Source organism: Pirellulales bacterium, assembly GCA_019694435.1.
In the GTDB taxonomy this organism is placed as follows: Bacteria; Planctomycetota; Planctomycetia; order Pirellulales; family JAEUIK01; genus JAIBBZ01.
Map to the genome: position 1 here is coordinate 106,966 of JAIBBZ010000016.1, position 16,868 is coordinate 123,833.

Here is a 16,868-nt window from a genome sequence, read left to right on the forward strand (position 1 = left end):
TTTTCGCGACGGGCGCCGTGGGCCCTATTTGCCGCGCATCAGTTCCGGGGACTCGACCGATGAAGCGTTCGTGGCACTTCAAATTGTATCGCGGTCTGGCGCTGGGGCTGCTGTACGGGGCGCTGGTGCCGGTTGCCTTGCACGGCGCCGACAAGCCGCTACCGCAACTGCCCGGCGTGCAGCGCGACGGCACCGTGTTATTGCCCAATCAATGGTCGTTGCGGCCCGCGGGCAGGCAAGTGCCCCTGGGTGATTTCCCGGTGAACATCGCGATTCATCCGTCACAAAAATGGTTCGCGGTACTGCATGCGGGCTTCGGCGATCATGAAATCGTCACGCTCGACGCGACCACGCTGAAGGTGCTCGCGCGGGTCGTGATCGATCAGGCGTTCTACGGGCTGTGCATCTCGCCCGACGGCAATCGGCTGTTCGCCAGCGGTGGAGAATACGAGGTTGTCCATTCGTTCGCTTGCCGCGAAGGCCAGCTCAGCGACCACCGGCAACTCAAGATTGCTGATGACAAGTGGATTCCCGCGGGCCTGGCCTGTTCGGCAGACGGCCGACGCCTGTTCGTCGCCGGTACCTGGGGACACGGCATGGCAGTATGCGACCTCGCTCAATCGAAGGTCGAACGCACGGTCGCCACCGGGAAAGAATCGTACCCTTACGCCTGTCTGCCGCTACCCGACGGAAAACGCGTGCTGGTCAGCCTGTGGGCACAGAGCCGGCTGGCGGTGATCGATGTCGACCAGGGCCGCGTGGCGGGCGAATGGCGCACCAAGGAACATCCCACGGAGATGTGTCTTTCGGCCGACGGGGCGACGTTGTACGTGGCCTGCGCGAATTCGACCTTGGTGAGCGTGCTCGACGCCGCCTCGGGCCGGGAACTCGAGACGATCAATTGCGCGTTGTACCCGCGCGCTCCGGTGGGCAATACGCCGAACAGCCTGTGCCTGGCGGCCGAGGGCAAGCTGTTGCTGGTGGCCAATGCCGACGCCAACAATCTGGCCGTGATCAACGTGGCCGAACGCGGCCAGGCAAAACCCTTGGGCTTTGTGCCTGTCGGCTGGTATCCGACGTCGGTCCGCTATCTCCCCGAGCGCCAACAGTTGCTCGTCGCCAACGGCAAGGGACTGATCAGCAAGTCGAACACCGCCGGCCCGAATCCGAATCGCGTGGTCGATTTGAATCTCGATCAATACATCGGTGCGCTCTACAAGGGCTGTTTGACCACGATGCCGCTGCCTTCGCCCGAGCAGTTGGCCAAATATTCGCAGCGCGCCTACCGCTGCAGCCCGCTGCGCGAAGACCTGGCCGTCACCGAAGTGCCCGAGGCCGGTAACCCGATCCCCCGGCGAGTGGGCGACCCCAGCCCGATCAAGTATTGCATTTACATCATCAAGGAGAATCGCACCTACGACCAGGTGTTCGGCGACATGCCCGAGGGCAACGGCGACCCGAACTTGTGCTTGTTTCCCGAGCAGGTAACGCCGAACCACCATCGGCTCGCGCGGCAGTTCGTGCTGCTGGACAACTTCTACGTCGACGGCGAAGTTTCGGCCGACGGGCATGAATGGTCGATGGGGGCCTACGCCACTGACTACGTCGAAAAAGTCTGGCCCCTCAACTATCGCGACAGCGAAAAGCGCAAAATCGGCTACACGAGCGAAGGCGAAAACGAACTCATCGCCCGACCGGCCAAGGGCTACATCTGGGACCGTTGCGCCGAGGCCGGGGTCAGCTATTTCAGTTTCGGCGAGTGGATCGAAAACCACAAAGATCCCAACGGTCCGGGCCGCGCCTTGTCCAAGAACCTCGAAGGCCACTTCGATCCGTTGTTTCGCAGCTTCGATTTGGACTACATGGACATCCGGCGGGCGGATCGCTTTATCGCCGAATTGGGCCGGTTCGAGCGCGAGGGCCAGCTCCCGCAGTTCATCGTGATGCGGTTGCCGAGCGATCACAACTCGGGCTCCGACGTCGGCAAGCCGACCCCGACCGTCTACATGGCCGACAACGACCTGGCGTTGGGCCGCGTGATCGAGGCGATTACAAAATCGAAATTCTGGCCTGAAACGGCCATTTTTGTCGTCGAGGACGATGCCCAGAATGGACCCGACCACGTCGATGCCCATCGCTCGGTGGCGCTGGTCATCAGTCCCTACACGAAACGCGGCTTTGTCGACTCGGCCATGTACTCGACGACCAGCATGCTCAGGTCGATGGAGCTGATCCTGGGGTTGGAGCCGATGAGCCAGTTCGACGCCGCGGCTCGGCCGATGTTCAACTCGTTCCAGGCCGCACGCGATCTGGGCGGTTATACGCACGTGGTGCCGAACGTCGACATGGAAGCTAAGAACGGGCCCGATGCCTGGGGCGCGGAACTTTCGGCGACCTTCGATTTCTCGAAGGAAGATGCGGTCGACGACCTGCTATTCAACGAGGTCATTTGGCGGAACGTCAAAGGCGCCGACCAGCCGATGCCGGCCCCGGTTCGTGCTGCCTTCGTGCTGCCGCACGAGGAAGACGACGACGAAGACGAGGAGGCCGAGGAAGCAGGGGAGTAAGCGAAGCACGGAGCCTCCCGACCGCCAAGAACACGAAGTATGAAGTAAACGCGGTCGAACGTACGGCGCTCGAGAGCTGCCCGGACCGCCGCGCCGGGCCGGGCCGTCGATTGGCGAGGTGGGGGCCGACGCATTGACCTACCCGGTCGTCTGTTGAATGTGCGAGTCGCACCCGGGAGTGAGTCCAATCGGGAATTTTGCGACGGCGTGGACGAGGCACACGGCGGCGCAGGTCATTGAGAAAAGGGGCCAGCGTTGACCGCGAAGGGAGGCAAAGCGCGCACACGGGAGACCAGATCGTACCCAAGGGGGGGACGCGGATGCGACGTCGATCTCAAGCAGGGCAAGAACGGCACGCTTGCCCCCCGTTTGCGGCTCTTTGCGATCAGATTACCACTCTGCCATCTCCGCTCGCGCCACCTCCAGCGAGTCGCCGTGAGCTACTAGCCAATCTAAGAGCCGCTGGTAATCGCGCGCCTGCCGTTCCCGCCACGCCCTGCTCCGGCGGTATCCATCATCGAGCACGAGATGAATCAACCGCTGATTGCTGTTGGGCCGAATGAATGACTTGTAATCGGCGCCAGCCTCCAACAGCATGAGCGCAACATCGTATTGACCATGACTCGCAACTGCCGTGCTGACGGGCGTCAGAAAACTCGGGCACACGTAGTTGATATCTGCACCCCGACCGATCAGCGTCGCGATGCGCTGCTGCTTGTCATTTACGTCCTCCTGAATGACGCAGAATAGCGGTGTATCTCCGGCGCCAAGCACTTTCCCTTGGATGCGCAGGTTGGGATCTCCACCATGTGCGAACACAGCATTGAAGTACGCGGTGTCAGGCTTCATGCACACCAGGTGTGTCACGGCGTTGCCAGCGCGAACACCGCGACCAAGGGCATCGGCACCCGTGATGATGGCGTTGGGGTCGGCGCCTTGGATCAACAGCGCTTCAAAAAACTCGAAACGGTCGTATATCAATGCCCAGAGGAGCGGAGTCGCACCGCCTTGCCCCCTGGCGTTGACGTTGACGTTGACGATCAGGCGCCCGAACGTGGCTCTGTCGTGCGATTCTATTGCACGACAGAGCGAGACCGTCGCCTCGTCAGAGAAGACCCTGTCGGCTTGTGGAGATTTGTTCCCACGCGACGCCTTTTTCAAGGCGGCTGGCTTTGCGTGACACCCCAGGCATATCGCCAGCACGGCAAGCGGCACCACGCGACAGGCATTCGCACAGATCATTCGACTCACCGCCATCCACACCAAGGTCGCAACAGCCGAAGCTCAAAGTCATTGTACTAGGTAAGAAAGTGCACGAGCCCTTCTTCTGCGCGCAGCCGGGAGGACTGGATGGTCCTCTGTCGTGGGGAAGGTCACCTGTGGCCAGAGTCTTTCCTTAGACGCCATGCCTCGACTTCTATGCGAGCCTCTTCGAGCGACTCGCCGTGTGCTTCGAGCCATTGTTTCAGCAACTCGAAATCGGCCGCTTCTGGTCCTTGCCTGACCGTTTGACGCATTTCACTCATGACGACCATGTGCACGATGCGAACGGGCGGCTTGCCGTTTGTAATGTCAAAGGCCGCACCCGCTTCCAGCAGCGGCAACGTAACACTCGCGCTACCGGATCGCAAGAAGGCGCAATATGCAGGATTCAGTCCATCAAACCCGGCGTGATTGACGTCGGCACCAAGCGCAATAAGCTTCTTGACATTGTCGCTCCTGACGGAACGAATTGCACAATAAAGCGGGGTATCGCCCCGACCAACGCCGGGCGACTCCTTGGCGAGATTCGGGTTTCCACCGTGACGGAATACGGCATCGAAGTACCCGGGAAAGCTCGTCTCGCATACAAGATGTGTGACCGCGGCGCCAGGTGGAATGACGCCGCGTGTGTCAAAATCGGACGTCCAAATCAGGTTCGGATCGGCACCCAGCTCCAGCAGCCGCTCAAACCGCGGCAGTTGGTTGTCGGGATACGCCCACAGCAAGGGCGTCATCCCACCTTGGCCTCGGGCGTTCACCTCGGCGCCCGCGGCGACCAACCGCGACATCTCTTCTAGGTCGCGTCGCTCGATGGCCCGGCACAAGGCGACCACCTGAGGGTCGCGGAAATACTCCTCGGCGCGCCACCTCATCTTTTGATGGAACGAACGAAGCTGCAGCGCGTCGGGGACCTTGACGCCGCAACCCGCGACGACACACGCTAGAAGAACGACGGGCAACGACCTTCTTGTTCGCACGATTGGTACCTTGCCCGCGCACAACAAACCTGCGGCCGCATGACGCAGCTTCTCGATGATCTGCTCCGTCGTGTGCCTCGTCTTCTGCATCGCAAGAATCCTTTCCGGGCTCACGCCCGGCCGCGATTCTCGCATTCAACGTGGGTCGGATTGAAGGGGGAAGGTCACTGCGGCCGCTGAGTTGGTACCAGAGCCGGTCCATGGCCGAGCGCCAAAAAATGGCAGCCCCACGATCGCCGCTGGCGTGCTCGAGCCAACCGATTCGAACCAAACATCAACGTCTCGAGCAGCCCGCCAGGGCGCAAAAAGAGAACGCCTGAGGGGTACCGGGTGCTCCAACGAGGTAGAGACCTCGATAGACCCCGACCGTCGTCGCCGACGGCCGCTCCTCAGACGTTCGTGTGCTGTAACGACGCAGCGAAGCCGCGTCAACCGCAAGCGAGGGCGACGGGACTCGAACCCGCAACCACCGGATCGACAGTCCGGTACTCTAACCAATTGAGCTACGCCCCCGGGAGGTCTCCCGGGCAGGGGACAGACCCCGAATTATACTGCCGCTCTTTCGGCTCGCAAGGCGGTCTCCGGCGGGGGGAAAACCACTGCCTGGGGCCAAGGGGTGCGAGCCATACGACCCTTACCAGAGACACCTCCGGTATCCGATGTTCGCGCTCCGCGGCGCAGCGCCGACGGCGCCTGCACCTTTGAACTACCTTTGAACTGCAGCCGGGCTTTGCGAGCGGGCGCGCGAGGAGTTCGAGCATGTGGCATTGGTACAAGCAGGCGATGCGCGAAGTGAGCCATTTTGGCACTCAAGAGTGGCTGATCTTGATGATTGTGGCGGTCGCCATCGGGTTTTTCGCATTGCGCGGCGTTTCGCGGCGGTAACGAAGAGGGCTAGGGGTGCCAGTAGCGAGCTGTGTTTTTCACCTGTCCCGGTGCGCCGGCGGCGCCCAGGCAACCTAGATTTGCAGCGTCCAAACGCGGCCCTACCGGTCGTGCTTGCCCAGTAGTCGGATGGATTTCATGGGACTTTCGTTGCTTGCCATCCCGCACGTCGTTGGTCTGGCGCTGATCGCGCTGGTCGGCTATCTGGTCGGGCGGAGGCATTCCGTCGAGACGAACAGCAACACGGAGCGGAGCCGGCGCGAGCTGGCGCGCGCTCAGGCCGTTGCGGCGCAGTTAGACCAGATCGCCGCCACGATTCGTCGCGAACTCTCGCGCCACCAGTCGAGCGTGCAGCGCTTCAAGGATCGCATCGGCACGATCGATTCCGAATTGAATGACAGCGATTGGAAGCAGTTGTGGCTCGAGGCCGAGCAGGTCCTGCATCCCACCATGCAGTTGGCCACGCGGATTTCGCACGCCTACGACGAGTTGCGGCAGCAAACCAATATGCTGATGGCGCTGTCCGAAGTGCGGACTGACGCCCTGACCAATGTCCGCAACCGCCGGGCCATCGAAGAATCGCTCGAGATGATGTTCGGGATGCGGCTCCGCTATCAGCAGCCGTTCTCGATTGTTCTGTTCGACGTCGATCTGTTCAAGCAAATCAACGATCAACACGGCCACCTGCACGGTGACCAGGTGTTGCGCGAAGTGGCCCAGGTGATCGACGATCAGGCCCGTGAATCGGACATCGTGGGTCGCTTCGGCGGGGAGGAGTTTATCGCGATCCTGCCGCAAACGCGGATCGACGAGGCGATCGTGTTGGCCGAGCGCGTGCGGCGGGCCATCGAGGCCCTGCGGATCAACGGCACGACAAGCGTCACGATCAGCTGCGGAGTCGCCGAGGCCCAGGACAACGACGACGATCACACCCTGCTGAGCCGCGCCGATGCGGCGCTCTACCATGCGAAGCAGTGCGGCCGCAATCAGACGGCCATGCACGACGCCGACCAGGTGAGCCCGGTCAGCGCGGAGACCGAAGACTCCGAGCCGGCGAGCCTCGCCAGCTAGACGCTGCCCGAGCGGAGCAGCCTCAGGCCGCGATGCGCCGAGGCGCCTGCGTGGAGCGCCTCGCGACATCGACCGTGGCGATGGATGGGCGCGCCGAACTTTCGCCTTCGCGCCACCGGCCCAGGACCGCCGCGCTTTCCCGATCGACGGCGCGCCACAGGGCCTTCCAACACACGTCTCGCTGCGGTTGCTGGCGCACATAGGCCTGCAGGAATCGCAAGCGGATCGTGCGCGAGATCCAGGCATGGGCCGACGCGCTGGCCAGCAAGCGGGCAAGGTTTCGGGCTCGCAGACGTAGGGAAATTTGCCGCACGCGCCGCAGTCCCTTGAGGTCGACGAGGTGACATCTCAGGTCGCCGTGCGTTTCGCTGACGACCAGGTTGGCGCCCTTGAGATCGCGATGCGCGAGATTCCAGGCGTGCAAACGGCCGATCAACTCGCCGAGTTGCACGGCGCAGCGCTGCGCCGCGGCGTGCCGTTGCCGGCGCGGATGCCGGGCCAGGGACCAGGCCCAAAGGTGCAGATTCTTGGCCCCGGTGATCCACTCGCTGACCAGGTAGCTCGCGCTGCGCTCGTGGCGTGGTAGCACGAGCACCAGCGGGCGCGCGGTGGCGATCTTGCGGGCTGCCAGGGCGTGCCCCCAGTACCAATCGCGCCGCGCGGCCCGCGCGCCGGCCAGGGCGAGCAGCCACTTGAGCGTGGTGCGCGGCCGGTACCGCTTGTAGGCGAGCGTCCATGGCGAGTCGCCCCAGTTCTCGGTACCGCGCACGATCAAGCTTGAATGGCTGATCTTGATCGGCGCGTCGCGATGAGCGCGGAATGGCGCCTGGGGATTGGCCAGCAAGCTGGCGACGCGCTCGCGGGGCACGCTGGCCGCAGCGTAGGCCACTCCCTGACGGTTCGCCACGCGATAGTACTCGCGGTTTTCGCGCCAGACGCGCCGGTCGCGCCGGTCGAGCAGCCGCAGGGCCATGCCGTGCGCGAGCTTGACGATGCGCTGGGCCTCGAGAGGCGCGTCGCTTCCGTCGAGCTCCGGCCGTTCGGCCCGATAACGCTCCCAAAAACGAGCCAGCATGGCCGGCGTGGCGTGGAGATGCATGGCCGAGAGGAGCATGGCCAGCAAGTGCCGGCTTGGCCGCCAGGCGAGCGAGGCGGCGAACTGGATGCCCGGCAAGTCGACGAGGAAGAACCTGGGTGTGCCGTCGGCCAGGGTGCGCACCAACAGGTTTCCACCGTGCAGGTCGTCGTGGACGACCCCGGCCCGATGCCAGGCGGCACACTGCGTGGCGAGGCCGTCGACGAGCCGGTCGTCGAATTGCGCGCGCACCGCGAGATCGAGATGCGGCCGCTGCGCGAGGTAGTCGTCGAGCGAAGTGGCCTGCTCGAGGGCCGCGCTCAGGAAGAAATGCTCGGCCACGCTGCCCCGCGCTCGGCGCTCGGCCCAGGCTAGAGGCCGAATGGCCGGAATACCTCGGGCGGCGAGCACGGACGCATGCTCGAACTCGCGCCGCGAGGCGCTGCCGCGCAGCCAGCAGCGCAGCCGCTCGCGCCACGAGCGGGCCGTGTAATGTTTGACAAACATGACTTGCGACGCAGATTCGACGCGGTAGGTGGCGCGGCCGGCGCCTTGTTTGATCAGGACCGTGTGCGAGGCGGCGATGGCGCGGCACCACTCCGAGGGGTCCCCCGGTGCGGCGCTATCTGCGGGCGGCGCGAGATGCCAATGCTGGGCGGCCGCCAGACGTGTCGCGAGGAGCTTGGACAAGTCGTTCAAGGGTGGCCGCCGGAGTGCTTGCAGGCAAATAGTCGAGGGAGGCCGCGGGGAAGGATCGCGCGAAGTTGGGGCGATTCTTCCCGCCTCTTTCCCCCGCGGCAAGAGCAGTCGCCGGCAGCCGGCATGTGGTCCAACTCGGGCGTGCTGGCACAGTGCTGCTGCCACCCGGCTTGCCAGCATGCAGCGAATGACTACACTGGCCGTTTTTGCGGAAATCCTGCGGAGATTCTTCATGGCCAAGGCCAAGGGCGAGTATCGGTTCAGTTTCGGTCCCTGGAACATCTCGCAGGGCGCCGACCCCTTTGGTCCCGTCGTGCGCAAGGAAGTTCCCTTCGCCAAGAAGATCGCCGCCTACGCCGAGTTGGGCTTTTCGTACGTCCAGTTTCATGACGACGACGTCGTGCCGGCCGATTGGGACGCGACGCAAACCGCCAAGGGCGTGGCCAAAGTCAAGAAGATGCTCGACGGTGAAGGGCTCACCGCCGAGTTCATCGCACCGCGGCTGTGGGAAGACCCCAAGACGGTCGACGGGGCCTACACGGCCAACAGCGCCGCGGCCCGCAAGTATGCACGCGATCGCACTCGCCGTGCGATCGACATCGCCAACATGCTCGGCATCGACCTGATCGTCCTCTGGCCGGCCCGCGAGGGGACGTACATTCGCGAGGCCAAGGACGGCGCTGCGTCCGTCGGCCGGTTGGTCGACGCGATCAACGACATGCTGGCCTACGACCCGAAGATCCGCATTGTCGGCGAGATGAAGCCTAATGAGCCGATGGACCAGGCCTACTGCCCGTCGGTCGGGCACTTCATGGGTCTGCTCTACCGCACCAGCGACCCGGCCCGCGTCGGGGTCCTGATCGAAAGCGCTCACAGTATTCTCGCCGGCCTCGACCCGGCCGACGACATGGCCTATGCCCTCTGGCACGGCAAGCTGTGGGGCGTGCACCTCAACGACCAGAACGGCCTGAAATACGATCAGGACAAGACGTTCGGCTCGGTCGATCTGCGCCGCGCCTTCAACCAGGTGTGGGTGCTCGATCGGGCGAAGTATTACGAAATCGGCGTGGTGGGGCTCGACGTCAAGGCGATGCGCACCACCAAGCAAGCCGACCAGACGAAGCACCTGGCCAACAGCCTGCGGATGTTCCAGCGGCTGCTGAAGCTGGTCCGTGCGGTCGACGAGTCGAAGGTCGAGGCCTACCGGCAGGCGCTCGATTACGAAGGTCTCGAATTGTACATCCTCGAACATCTCCTCGCGGGATAGGGCACGGCAAACCCCATGACCGAGGCCCTGGATTCTTCGCCCGCGATCGAAGTGCTGCGTCCCGACTTCCGTCGGGGCGACTTTCGCGCGGCGATGTTCGATTTCGACGGGACGCTGTCGCTCATTCGCCGCAATTGGCAGGCGACGATGATCCCCATGATGGTCGACGTGCTGGCGGCCACGGGCACCGGCGAGTCGCGCGAGGCGCTCGCCACGCACGTCGAAGAATTCGTCATGCGCTTAAACGGCAAGCAGACCATCTACCAGATGCTGCAACTGGTCGAAGAGGTCAAGGCCCGGGGCGGCCAGCCGCGCGAAGCGCTCGATTACAAGTCCGTCTACCACGATTTGCTCTGGGAACAGGTCGGCCAGCGAGTCGAAGGTCTGCGCAGCGGTCGGCTCCATCGCGAGGAGTGGACCGTGCCCGGCTCGCGCGAGCTGTTGACCGCGCTCCGCGAAGCAGGGATTACGCTGTACCTGGCCTCGGGCACCGATCTGAAATACGTCCAGGACGAGCTCCGCGTGTTGAAGCTCGACGAATTCTTCGGCGAGCACGTCTACGGCGCCCTGGACGACTACCAGAATTTCTCCAAGAAAATGATCGTCGAGCGGATCATCCGCGATGCACACGTCGAGGGTCCGCAGTTGCTCGGTTTCGGCGACGGGTTCGTCGAAATCGAAGAGGTGCACGGCGCCGGGGGCGTGGCCGTGGGCGTGGCCAGCGATGAGGATCGCCGCACGGGCGTCAACGCCTGGAAGCGCAACCGCCTGATTCGCGCGGGGGCCGACGTGATCATTGGCGACTATCGTTGCCTCGAAGATTTACTGGCCTTGCTGGGCCTTTAGACGCCGGTCGCCACCATGTATCCCCAATTCGACCGCAGCCGGTTAATCATCAAGCCGCTCAACGAGCGGATCCACGATATCGAGCACAGCACGCTGCTGCGGCTCGACGAACTGCCCCCCGCGTTGCCGCAAGGGCACATGGACAGCCTGGCGACGATCGGCGAGCGCCTGGCCGCTGCCAGGCAGTCGGGCGGCGCGCGCTTGATGCTGATGGGCGCGCATGTCATTCGCGCCGGCGTCGCGCGTCAGTTGATCGACCTGATGGAGCGCGGCCTGATCACGCATATCGGCATGAACGGCGCCGGACCGATTCACGACTACGAATTGGCACGCATCGGCGCGACCTGCGAAAGCGTGGCCCGGTATATCCGTAGCGGCGAGTTCGGCCTGTGGCGCGAAACGGGCGAAATGAACGACATCGTGGCCCGCGGCGCGGCCGACGGCCTCGGCCTGGGCGAGGCTTTGGGTCGGGAAATCGCCGAAGGCAACTATCCGCACAAGGACACCAGCGTCCTGGCCGCTGGCTACCGCTTGCGCGTGCCCGTCACCGTGCACATCGGCTTCGGGTACGACATTCTGCACGAGCATCCGAACTTCGACCCGGCCGCGTTTGGCGTGGCAACGTATCGCGACTTCCTCACGCTCTGCCACACGGTCGAAGGGCTCGAAGGCGGCGTGTTTCTCTGCTTCGGCACCGCCGTGATGGGGCCCGAGGTGTATCTCAAGGCCCTGGCGATGGCCCGCAACGTCGCGCACCAGCACGGCCGCCAGATTGCCCGCTTCACGACGGCCGCGTTCGACCTGATCGAGATCGAGGGCAACCCGCGCGAACAGGCGCCCAAGTCGAACCCGCAGTACTACTATCGCCCCTGGAAGACGATTCTCGTGCGGACCGTGGCCGACGGCGGCGAGAGTTTTTATGTCTGCGGCGATCACCGCCAGACGGTGCCCTATTTGCGGCGCGCGGCCCTGGCGGCCGAGGCCACGGCCGCGGAAAGGACCCCCTGATCGTGAGCATGACCCCGTGATCGCCCGGGCACGTCTCGCCGAATTCCTTGCCGATTTTCCGCGGCGCAAGATCGCGCTGTTGGGCGATCTGTTTCTCGACCGGTATCTCGACATCGATCCCGACCTGCACGAATTGTCGGTCGAGACGGGACTCGAGGCGTACCAGGTCACGCGCATCCGCAACAGCCCCGGCGCGCTGGGCACGGTAATCAACAACCTGGCGGCGCTCGGCGTCGGCCGGCTGCTGCCGGTCTCGACCATCGGCGACGACGGACAGGCCTATGACCTGATGCAGGAATTGGCCAGGCTGCCGGTCGATCCGGCGGGCATCGTGCAAGATCCCGCGCGCCGCACGCCGACCTATACCAAGCCCATGCAGCGCCAGCCCGACGGCTCGTGGCGCGAGCTGAACCGGCTCGATTTGCGGAATCGCGCGGTTCCCTCGGCGGCGACCGAAGAAGAAGTCATCGCGCGGCTCGATCGCGCGTTTGCCGACGCCGACGGGCTGATCGTGCTCGACCAGGTGAACGAGGAGGGCTGGGGGGTGGTCACGCCGCGGCTGCGCGAGCACCTCGTCGAACTCACCCGACGCGACCCGGCCAAGCTGATCTTCGTCGACAGCCGCGCGCAGATCGCGCGGTTCCGATGCGGGACGCTGAAACCCAATCTGCGCGAATGCCTGCTGGCACTGGGGCGGCCCGAGTCCGACGATCCGGAACTTGGCCGCGCCGCGGCGCGCGAGCTGGCCCGGCAATTGGGACTGCGACTGTTTTGCACCATGGGGGCAGCCGGCATTCTGGTCGTTGAGCCGTCAGGGCAGGGCGGCCCCGCGGCGCAGGGCAGCTCGGCCGAAACCACCGACCTGCTCGTGCCGGGTTACCCCGTTGGGGGGCCAATCGATCCGGTCGGGGCCGGCGACAGTGCGACCAGCGGCATCGTCGCATCGTTGTTGTGCGGGGCCACGGCGGTCGAAGCCGCCGCGGTCGGCAATCTGGTCGCTTCGATCACCGTCCAGCAGTTGGGCACCACGGGCACCGCGTCGCCCGGCCAGGTTCTGGCCCGTTGGGACGAGGCGCATTGACTCGCCGCGTTTTGCCCCTGGAGGCCGATTTGGCCGCGCGGACCGTTTTGGATTTGGCGCACGTTTGCGGGCCGTTTGACGGAATCCGGGGCGCCCCGTAAATTCGCGATTCAGGCGGGCCAGCCGAGGCGCCCTGCTGGGCCCCGACGGCCGCCTGATCGTTTTTGCACGTCTTCCACCGCTTGCGCAGGGGGACCTTGGCCATGCCATTGTTCGAGGTTGAGACCGAGTCGCACATCATCATCACCTGGGCCAACGATCAGGACGCCGCCAGCGCCGTCGTTCAGGACAGCTATCCGACCGAGAGGGTCATCCGCTTCACCAAGCGGCCCCGCGATACCTGGGTGATTTCCAAGGGGGCTCTAGGCATTACCGGCAGCGCCGACGTGTGCCATGTGGCCCGGGACTGCCTGTCCAAGGCCGCCGGCGACAAGGTGCACGCCATTCGCCTGTACATGCACGAGACCGGCACCGACCTGGAACGGGCTCGCAAGGTCATCGAATCGAACATGGTGATGGGCTGGTAAGCGCTTTGCGCTGTGCCTTGGCGCGGTCACTTGCTTGCAAGCGCCGCGCACCGAGTGCAGGCCCGACGCACTTCGTGATCGAATGCAGGCCCGCGGCTTGCCCCCGCGGGCCTGTTGTACTGAATGCCTGGGCTTTATGAACCGCCGAGGGTCGTTGCGTTGGCCACCGTCGAACTCTGGCACTGGATCGCCTTCGGCGTCTTCCTGGTTGCCGTGCTGGTGCTGGACCTGGGCGTGTTTCATCGCCATTCGCGCGAGATGACCCTCCGCGAGGCCGGCGTCTGGACGGCCATCTGGTGCACGTTGGCCCTGTTGTTCAACGGCCTGCTTTACGCCTGGCAGGGGCGCCAAGCGGCCAGCGAGTTTCTGACCGGGTATTTGATCGAATGGGCGTTGTCGATGGACAACGTCTTCGTGTTCGCGGTGATCTTCGGTTATTTCCGCGTGCCGCTGAAATACCAGTACCGCGTGCTGTTCTGGGGCATTCTGGCCGCCGTGCTGCTACGGATGTCGTTCATCCTCGTTGGCACCGGCGCCGTGCAATATGGCATCGTCGTGCTGGGCTTCGGGCTGTTCCTGATCTACACCGGCATCAAGCTGGCGTTCCAGGACGAGGCCCCCGAAATGGAGAACAACATCGTCGTCCGCTGGACGCGGAGAATCTTTCGCGTGTCGCTGGGCGACCACGGCGACAAGTTCTTCGTCCGCGAAAACGGCGCGCTGATGGTCACGCCGCTGTTCATCGTGCTGATCGTCGTCAACGTGATCGACGTGATGTTCGCCGTCGACAGTGTGCCCGCCATCATCGCCGTGGTCTCCCGGCACGAGCCCTATTTCCAGTTTGTCGTGTTCACCTCGAACGTGTTCGCCATCCTCGGCCTGCGGGCGCTGTATTTCCTGCTGGCCGGCATCATGGACATGTTCCGGTATTTGAACTATGGCCTCAGTGCGATCCTCTGCTTCGTGGGCGGCAAGATGATCGTCGAACAGGTTTTCGGACATCCCGATCAATGGCCGGCCAACTGGATCTGGCCGCCTGAGCCGGGCCAGACGGTCGAACATCACGGCGAGCACATCATCACGCCCGAGGTCTCGCTGGTGGTCATCGTGTCGATCCTGGCGATTGCGATCGCCGCTTCGGTGGTGGTCAAGCGGCGCGAAGACCGGCTCTTGGCCAGCGGCAAACATCAGCCGGCCGAGCCGCCACCACAGCCGGCCGAGCACACCTAAGCAGCGCCATGCACGTCCTTGTCACCGGCGGGGCCGGGTTCATCGGCAGCCATCTCACCGAGCGCCTGCTGGCCGACGGCCACCGCGTGACGGTGGTCGACGACGAGTCGACCGGTTCCCGCGCGAATCTGGCGGCGGTCGCCCATGCTCCGGACCTCTGCTTCGTGCCGGCATCGATGGCCGACGGCGCGCTGCTACGACGGCTGCTGGTCGACGTCGACCAGGTGTATCACCTCGCCGCGGCGGTCGGGGTGCGGCTGATTGCCGAAGATCCGATCCGCACGATCGAGACCAACATCCACCCGACCGAGACGCTCTTGGCCGAGCTGCAGGCCGCGCATGCGGCGGGCCGGGCGGTGAAGCTGTTCGTCGCCAGCTCGTCGGAGGTCTATGGCAAGAACCCCAAGCCGCGCTGGAACGAGGACGACGACCTGGTTTTGGGCCCCACGACGCGGCCGCGCTGGGCCTATGGCGCCTCGAAGGCGATCGACGAGTTCCTGGCACTGGCCTACTGGCGGCAGCATCGGCTGCCGGTCGTCGTGGGCCGGTTCTTCAACGTCGTCGGGCCCCGGCAGATCGGGCAATACGGCATGGTGCTGCCGCGGTTCATCGCCGCGGCGCGGGCCGGGGGGCCGCTCGTCGTGCATGCCGACGGCGCGCAGGTGCGCTGCTTTGCGCACGTGGCCGACGTCGTCGAGGCAATCACTTCCCTGATGGCCAGCGACGATGCCGCGGGCCGGGTGTTCAACGTCGGCAGCGACGTGCCGGTCAGCATTCTCGACCTGGCCCGGCGCGTCGTGGCGATCGTCAATCCCGCGGCGACGATCGAGTTTCAGAGCTACGCGGCGGCCTTTGCGGCCGATTTCGAGGACGTGCGCGTCCGCGTGCCCGACCTGACGCGGCTGCGGGCCACGATCGGCGACCGCCCGCGCCGCGACCTCGACGCGATCATCCGCGAACTGGCGGGGCCGGCTTGACGCAGGTCGTGGCGGTCATCGAACGGGGTGCACTGCCCCCGGGGGCTGCTTTCCGCACAGCGCTTCGCTCCAAAAAAACACCCCACGAGCCACGGGGCTCGCGGGGTGTGAGGGTTGGCGAAACGTTGATCGCCGGACGACGGCAGGCTCGTTAGAACGAGCCTTCGCTGAGCGGCTTCGCGAAAATGTTCCAGTCCGAGGTGAATTGCACCGGACCGGTTTTCGACGGCACGACCATCTTCGTGCCGTGCACGCTCATGAGTTGAGCGTAGACCGCCGGATCAATCGTGTCGGCCAGGAACCGGCCGTTGCCCCCGGCAAAGAACACGTTCACACCGTTGGCATGGTAGCTCGACGGACGGCTAAAACGATACCTCTCCGCCGCGTCGGACACGGTACCACTTTGCCCCGCCTTTTCATTGATCCAGTAGATCTTCTGTACCGTGCGCGCGGGGCTCACAAGCGAACCGTACAACGTTGCCCCTGCATCTCCCGCCTTCAGCGCCGTGTAGGGCGTAGAGCTCGTGCCGCCGGCGGGGCACGAGACGAAGCCTACATCCTGCTCGAGGATGTCGGTCCACTCGCCGCCGTCGACATTCTCGCTCAGGATCATCGTGTTCGTCGTCCCATCACCGCTCAAGATCGTGCTCGAGCTTACTTTCACGATCTTGAACGAGTTTGCGTTCAGTGGCGAATTGTCGGTGCCTGAGCCATCCGAATAGAACGAGTAATCCAATCCGGTAAAAGGAAATTGGTTGTGGAAGACACCGTTCGCTGGATAGTCGGGACTGACACCGGCGTTTATGTCCGTCCCAACGATTCCGGGAGTGCAATACGGAATGCTAGGTTGCGGGACGGCGATGTCTTCGAAACCGCAGTTGACCACATAGCTCGATCCCGCGTCGCCTTCATCCGTCGCGTTGATGTCGCTAGGACATTGCACAACCTTCAACGTCACATTGCGCGGTGGCGCGCCTCGCAGGCCGCCAAGCACCGCGTCGGTGCCACGCTGACCATACTGTTCTGCCAGGTCATTGCGATCCAAGTAAGTCAGCAACGGAAAGACCCAGCCGGTCGGCGATGCGATCGGATCGGAGAGCGCCGAACCCGTCTGTGCCCAAGTGCTCGGGTCGACTTGATTCGTGCGCTGGGCTTGCGTGTTGATGTAACCAGGGTAGTTGCCCTGCCGCGCGTCGTAGCTGATCAGCGCCTTCCCTAAGTTCGTCATGTTGCTCAAGCAGTTGGCGCTGCGGGCCGTTTCGCGGGCGGCGTTGACGGCCGGCAGCAGCAGGGCCACGAGCATGCCGATGATGCTGATCACCACCAGCAGCTCGACGAGCGTGAACCCGCGGCTCGATCGTTTCGAGTACCTGTTCCGACTTTGCATGTGTTCAA

At 64.2% G+C, this 16,868-nt stretch carries 13 protein-coding genes and 1 tRNA gene; 9 read left to right on the forward strand and 5 right to left on the reverse strand.

The window, feature by feature from the left end; all coding sequences use genetic code 11:
- Positions 1-59 precede the first annotated feature (59 nt).
- Positions 60-2,567 (forward strand): SMP-30/gluconolactonase/LRE family protein, encoded by a 2,508-nt coding sequence (locus K1X74_13625; protein ID MBX7167365.1) that lies wholly within the window; start codon positions 60-62, stop codon positions 2,565-2,567.
- A 390-nt stretch (positions 2,568-2,957) separates the two neighbouring features.
- Here the strand turns inward: K1X74_13625 and K1X74_13630 are convergent, their stop codons facing one another.
- The 3 genes from K1X74_13630 to K1X74_13640 form a co-directional block, all read right to left on the reverse strand.
- Entirely contained in the window at positions 2,958-3,809 is an 852-nt protein-coding gene (locus tag K1X74_13630) for a hypothetical protein (GenBank protein ID MBX7167366.1), read from the reverse strand.
- A 131-nt stretch (positions 3,810-3,940) separates the two neighbouring features.
- Complete coding sequence (locus K1X74_13635; GenBank protein ID MBX7167367.1) at positions 3,941-4,897, reverse strand: hypothetical protein; 957 nt, start codon at positions 4,895-4,897, stop codon at positions 3,941-3,943.
- 349 nt (positions 4,898-5,246) lie between these two features.
- Positions 5,247-5,320: transfer RNA gene (locus K1X74_13640), tRNA-Asp, on the reverse strand.
- 510 nt (positions 5,321-5,830) lie between these two features.
- Here K1X74_13640 and K1X74_13645 point away from each other — a divergent pair.
- The gene (locus K1X74_13645; GenBank protein MBX7167368.1) at positions 5,831-6,763 is read left to right on the forward strand and encodes a GGDEF domain-containing protein; all 933 of its coding nucleotides are present in this window, start codon (positions 5,831-5,833) and stop codon (positions 6,761-6,763) included.
- A gap of 22 nt (positions 6,764-6,785) precedes the next feature.
- On the opposite strand, the gene K1X74_13650 is transcribed toward K1X74_13645, so the two are convergent.
- Positions 6,786-8,537, reverse strand: coding sequence for a hypothetical protein (locus tag K1X74_13650; protein MBX7167369.1), 1,752 nt, complete (start codon positions 8,535-8,537; stop codon positions 6,786-6,788).
- Positions 8,538-8,769: 232 nt separating this feature from the next.
- Here K1X74_13650 and K1X74_13655 point away from each other — a divergent pair, with 232 nt between their 5' ends.
- The 7 genes from K1X74_13655 to K1X74_13685 all read left to right on the forward strand — a co-directional run bounded on the left by K1X74_13655 (position 8,770) and on the right by K1X74_13685 (position 15,473).
- Positions 8,770-9,804 carry a TIM barrel protein gene (locus K1X74_13655; protein ID MBX7167370.1) on the forward strand — a complete coding sequence of 345 codons (1,035 nt, stop codon included), beginning with the start codon at positions 8,770-8,772 and terminating at the stop codon, positions 9,802-9,804.
- A gap of 15 nt (positions 9,805-9,819) precedes the next feature.
- Entirely contained in the window at positions 9,820-10,650 is an 831-nt protein-coding gene (locus K1X74_13660) for an HAD family hydrolase (protein MBX7167371.1), read from the forward strand.
- Between the two features lie 15 nt (positions 10,651-10,665).
- Entirely contained in the window at positions 10,666-11,658 is a 993-nt protein-coding gene (locus K1X74_13665) for a hypothetical protein (protein ID MBX7167372.1), read from the forward strand.
- 16 nt (positions 11,659-11,674) lie between these two features.
- Positions 11,675-12,739 carry a hypothetical protein gene (locus tag K1X74_13670; GenBank protein ID MBX7167373.1) on the forward strand — a complete coding sequence of 355 codons (1,065 nt, stop codon included), beginning with the start codon at positions 11,675-11,677 and terminating at the stop codon, positions 12,737-12,739.
- A gap of 203 nt (positions 12,740-12,942) precedes the next feature.
- A complete protein-coding gene (locus tag K1X74_13675) occupies positions 12,943-13,266 on the forward strand; it encodes a hypothetical protein (GenBank protein ID MBX7167374.1) in 324 nt (107 codons plus the stop codon).
- 159 nt (positions 13,267-13,425) lie between these two features.
- A complete protein-coding gene (locus tag K1X74_13680) occupies positions 13,426-14,496 on the forward strand; it encodes a TerC family protein (GenBank protein MBX7167375.1) in 1,071 nt (356 codons plus the stop codon).
- Between the two features lie 8 nt (positions 14,497-14,504).
- Positions 14,505-15,473, forward strand: a complete 969-nt coding sequence (locus tag K1X74_13685; protein MBX7167376.1) for a GDP-mannose 4,6-dehydratase — start codon at positions 14,505-14,507, stop codon at positions 15,471-15,473.
- A gap of 151 nt (positions 15,474-15,624) precedes the next feature.
- On the opposite strand, the gene K1X74_13690 is transcribed toward K1X74_13685, so the two are convergent.
- A complete protein-coding gene (locus K1X74_13690; GenBank protein MBX7167377.1) occupies positions 15,625-16,797 on the reverse strand; it encodes a DUF1559 domain-containing protein in 1,173 nt (390 codons plus the stop codon).
- Positions 16,798-16,868: the final 71 nt, after the last annotated feature.

What these genes read in the sequence shown, in the direction of transcription:
- K1X74_13625 (MBX7167365.1), top strand. Translation starts at nt 60, where the DNA reads ATGAAGCGTTCGTGGCACTTCAAATTGTATCGCGGTCTGGCGCTGGGG.
- K1X74_13630 (MBX7167366.1), bottom strand. Translation starts at nt 3,809, where the DNA reads ATGATCTGTGCGAATGCCTGTCGCGTGGTGCCGCTTGCCGTGCTGGCG.
- K1X74_13635 (MBX7167367.1), bottom strand. Translation starts at nt 4,897, where the DNA reads ATGCAGAAGACGAGGCACACGACGGAGCAGATCATCGAGAAGCTGCGT.
- K1X74_13645 (MBX7167368.1), top strand. Translation starts at nt 5,831, where the DNA reads ATGGGACTTTCGTTGCTTGCCATCCCGCACGTCGTTGGTCTGGCGCTG.
- K1X74_13655 (MBX7167370.1), top strand. Translation starts at nt 8,770, where the DNA reads ATGGCCAAGGCCAAGGGCGAGTATCGGTTCAGTTTCGGTCCCTGGAAC.
- K1X74_13660 (MBX7167371.1), top strand. Translation starts at nt 9,820, where the DNA reads ATGACCGAGGCCCTGGATTCTTCGCCCGCGATCGAAGTGCTGCGTCCC.
- K1X74_13665 (MBX7167372.1), top strand. Translation starts at nt 10,666, where the DNA reads ATGTATCCCCAATTCGACCGCAGCCGGTTAATCATCAAGCCGCTCAAC.
- K1X74_13675 (MBX7167374.1), top strand. Translation starts at nt 12,943, where the DNA reads ATGCCATTGTTCGAGGTTGAGACCGAGTCGCACATCATCATCACCTGG.
- K1X74_13685 (MBX7167376.1), top strand. Translation starts at nt 14,505, where the DNA reads ATGCACGTCCTTGTCACCGGCGGGGCCGGGTTCATCGGCAGCCATCTC.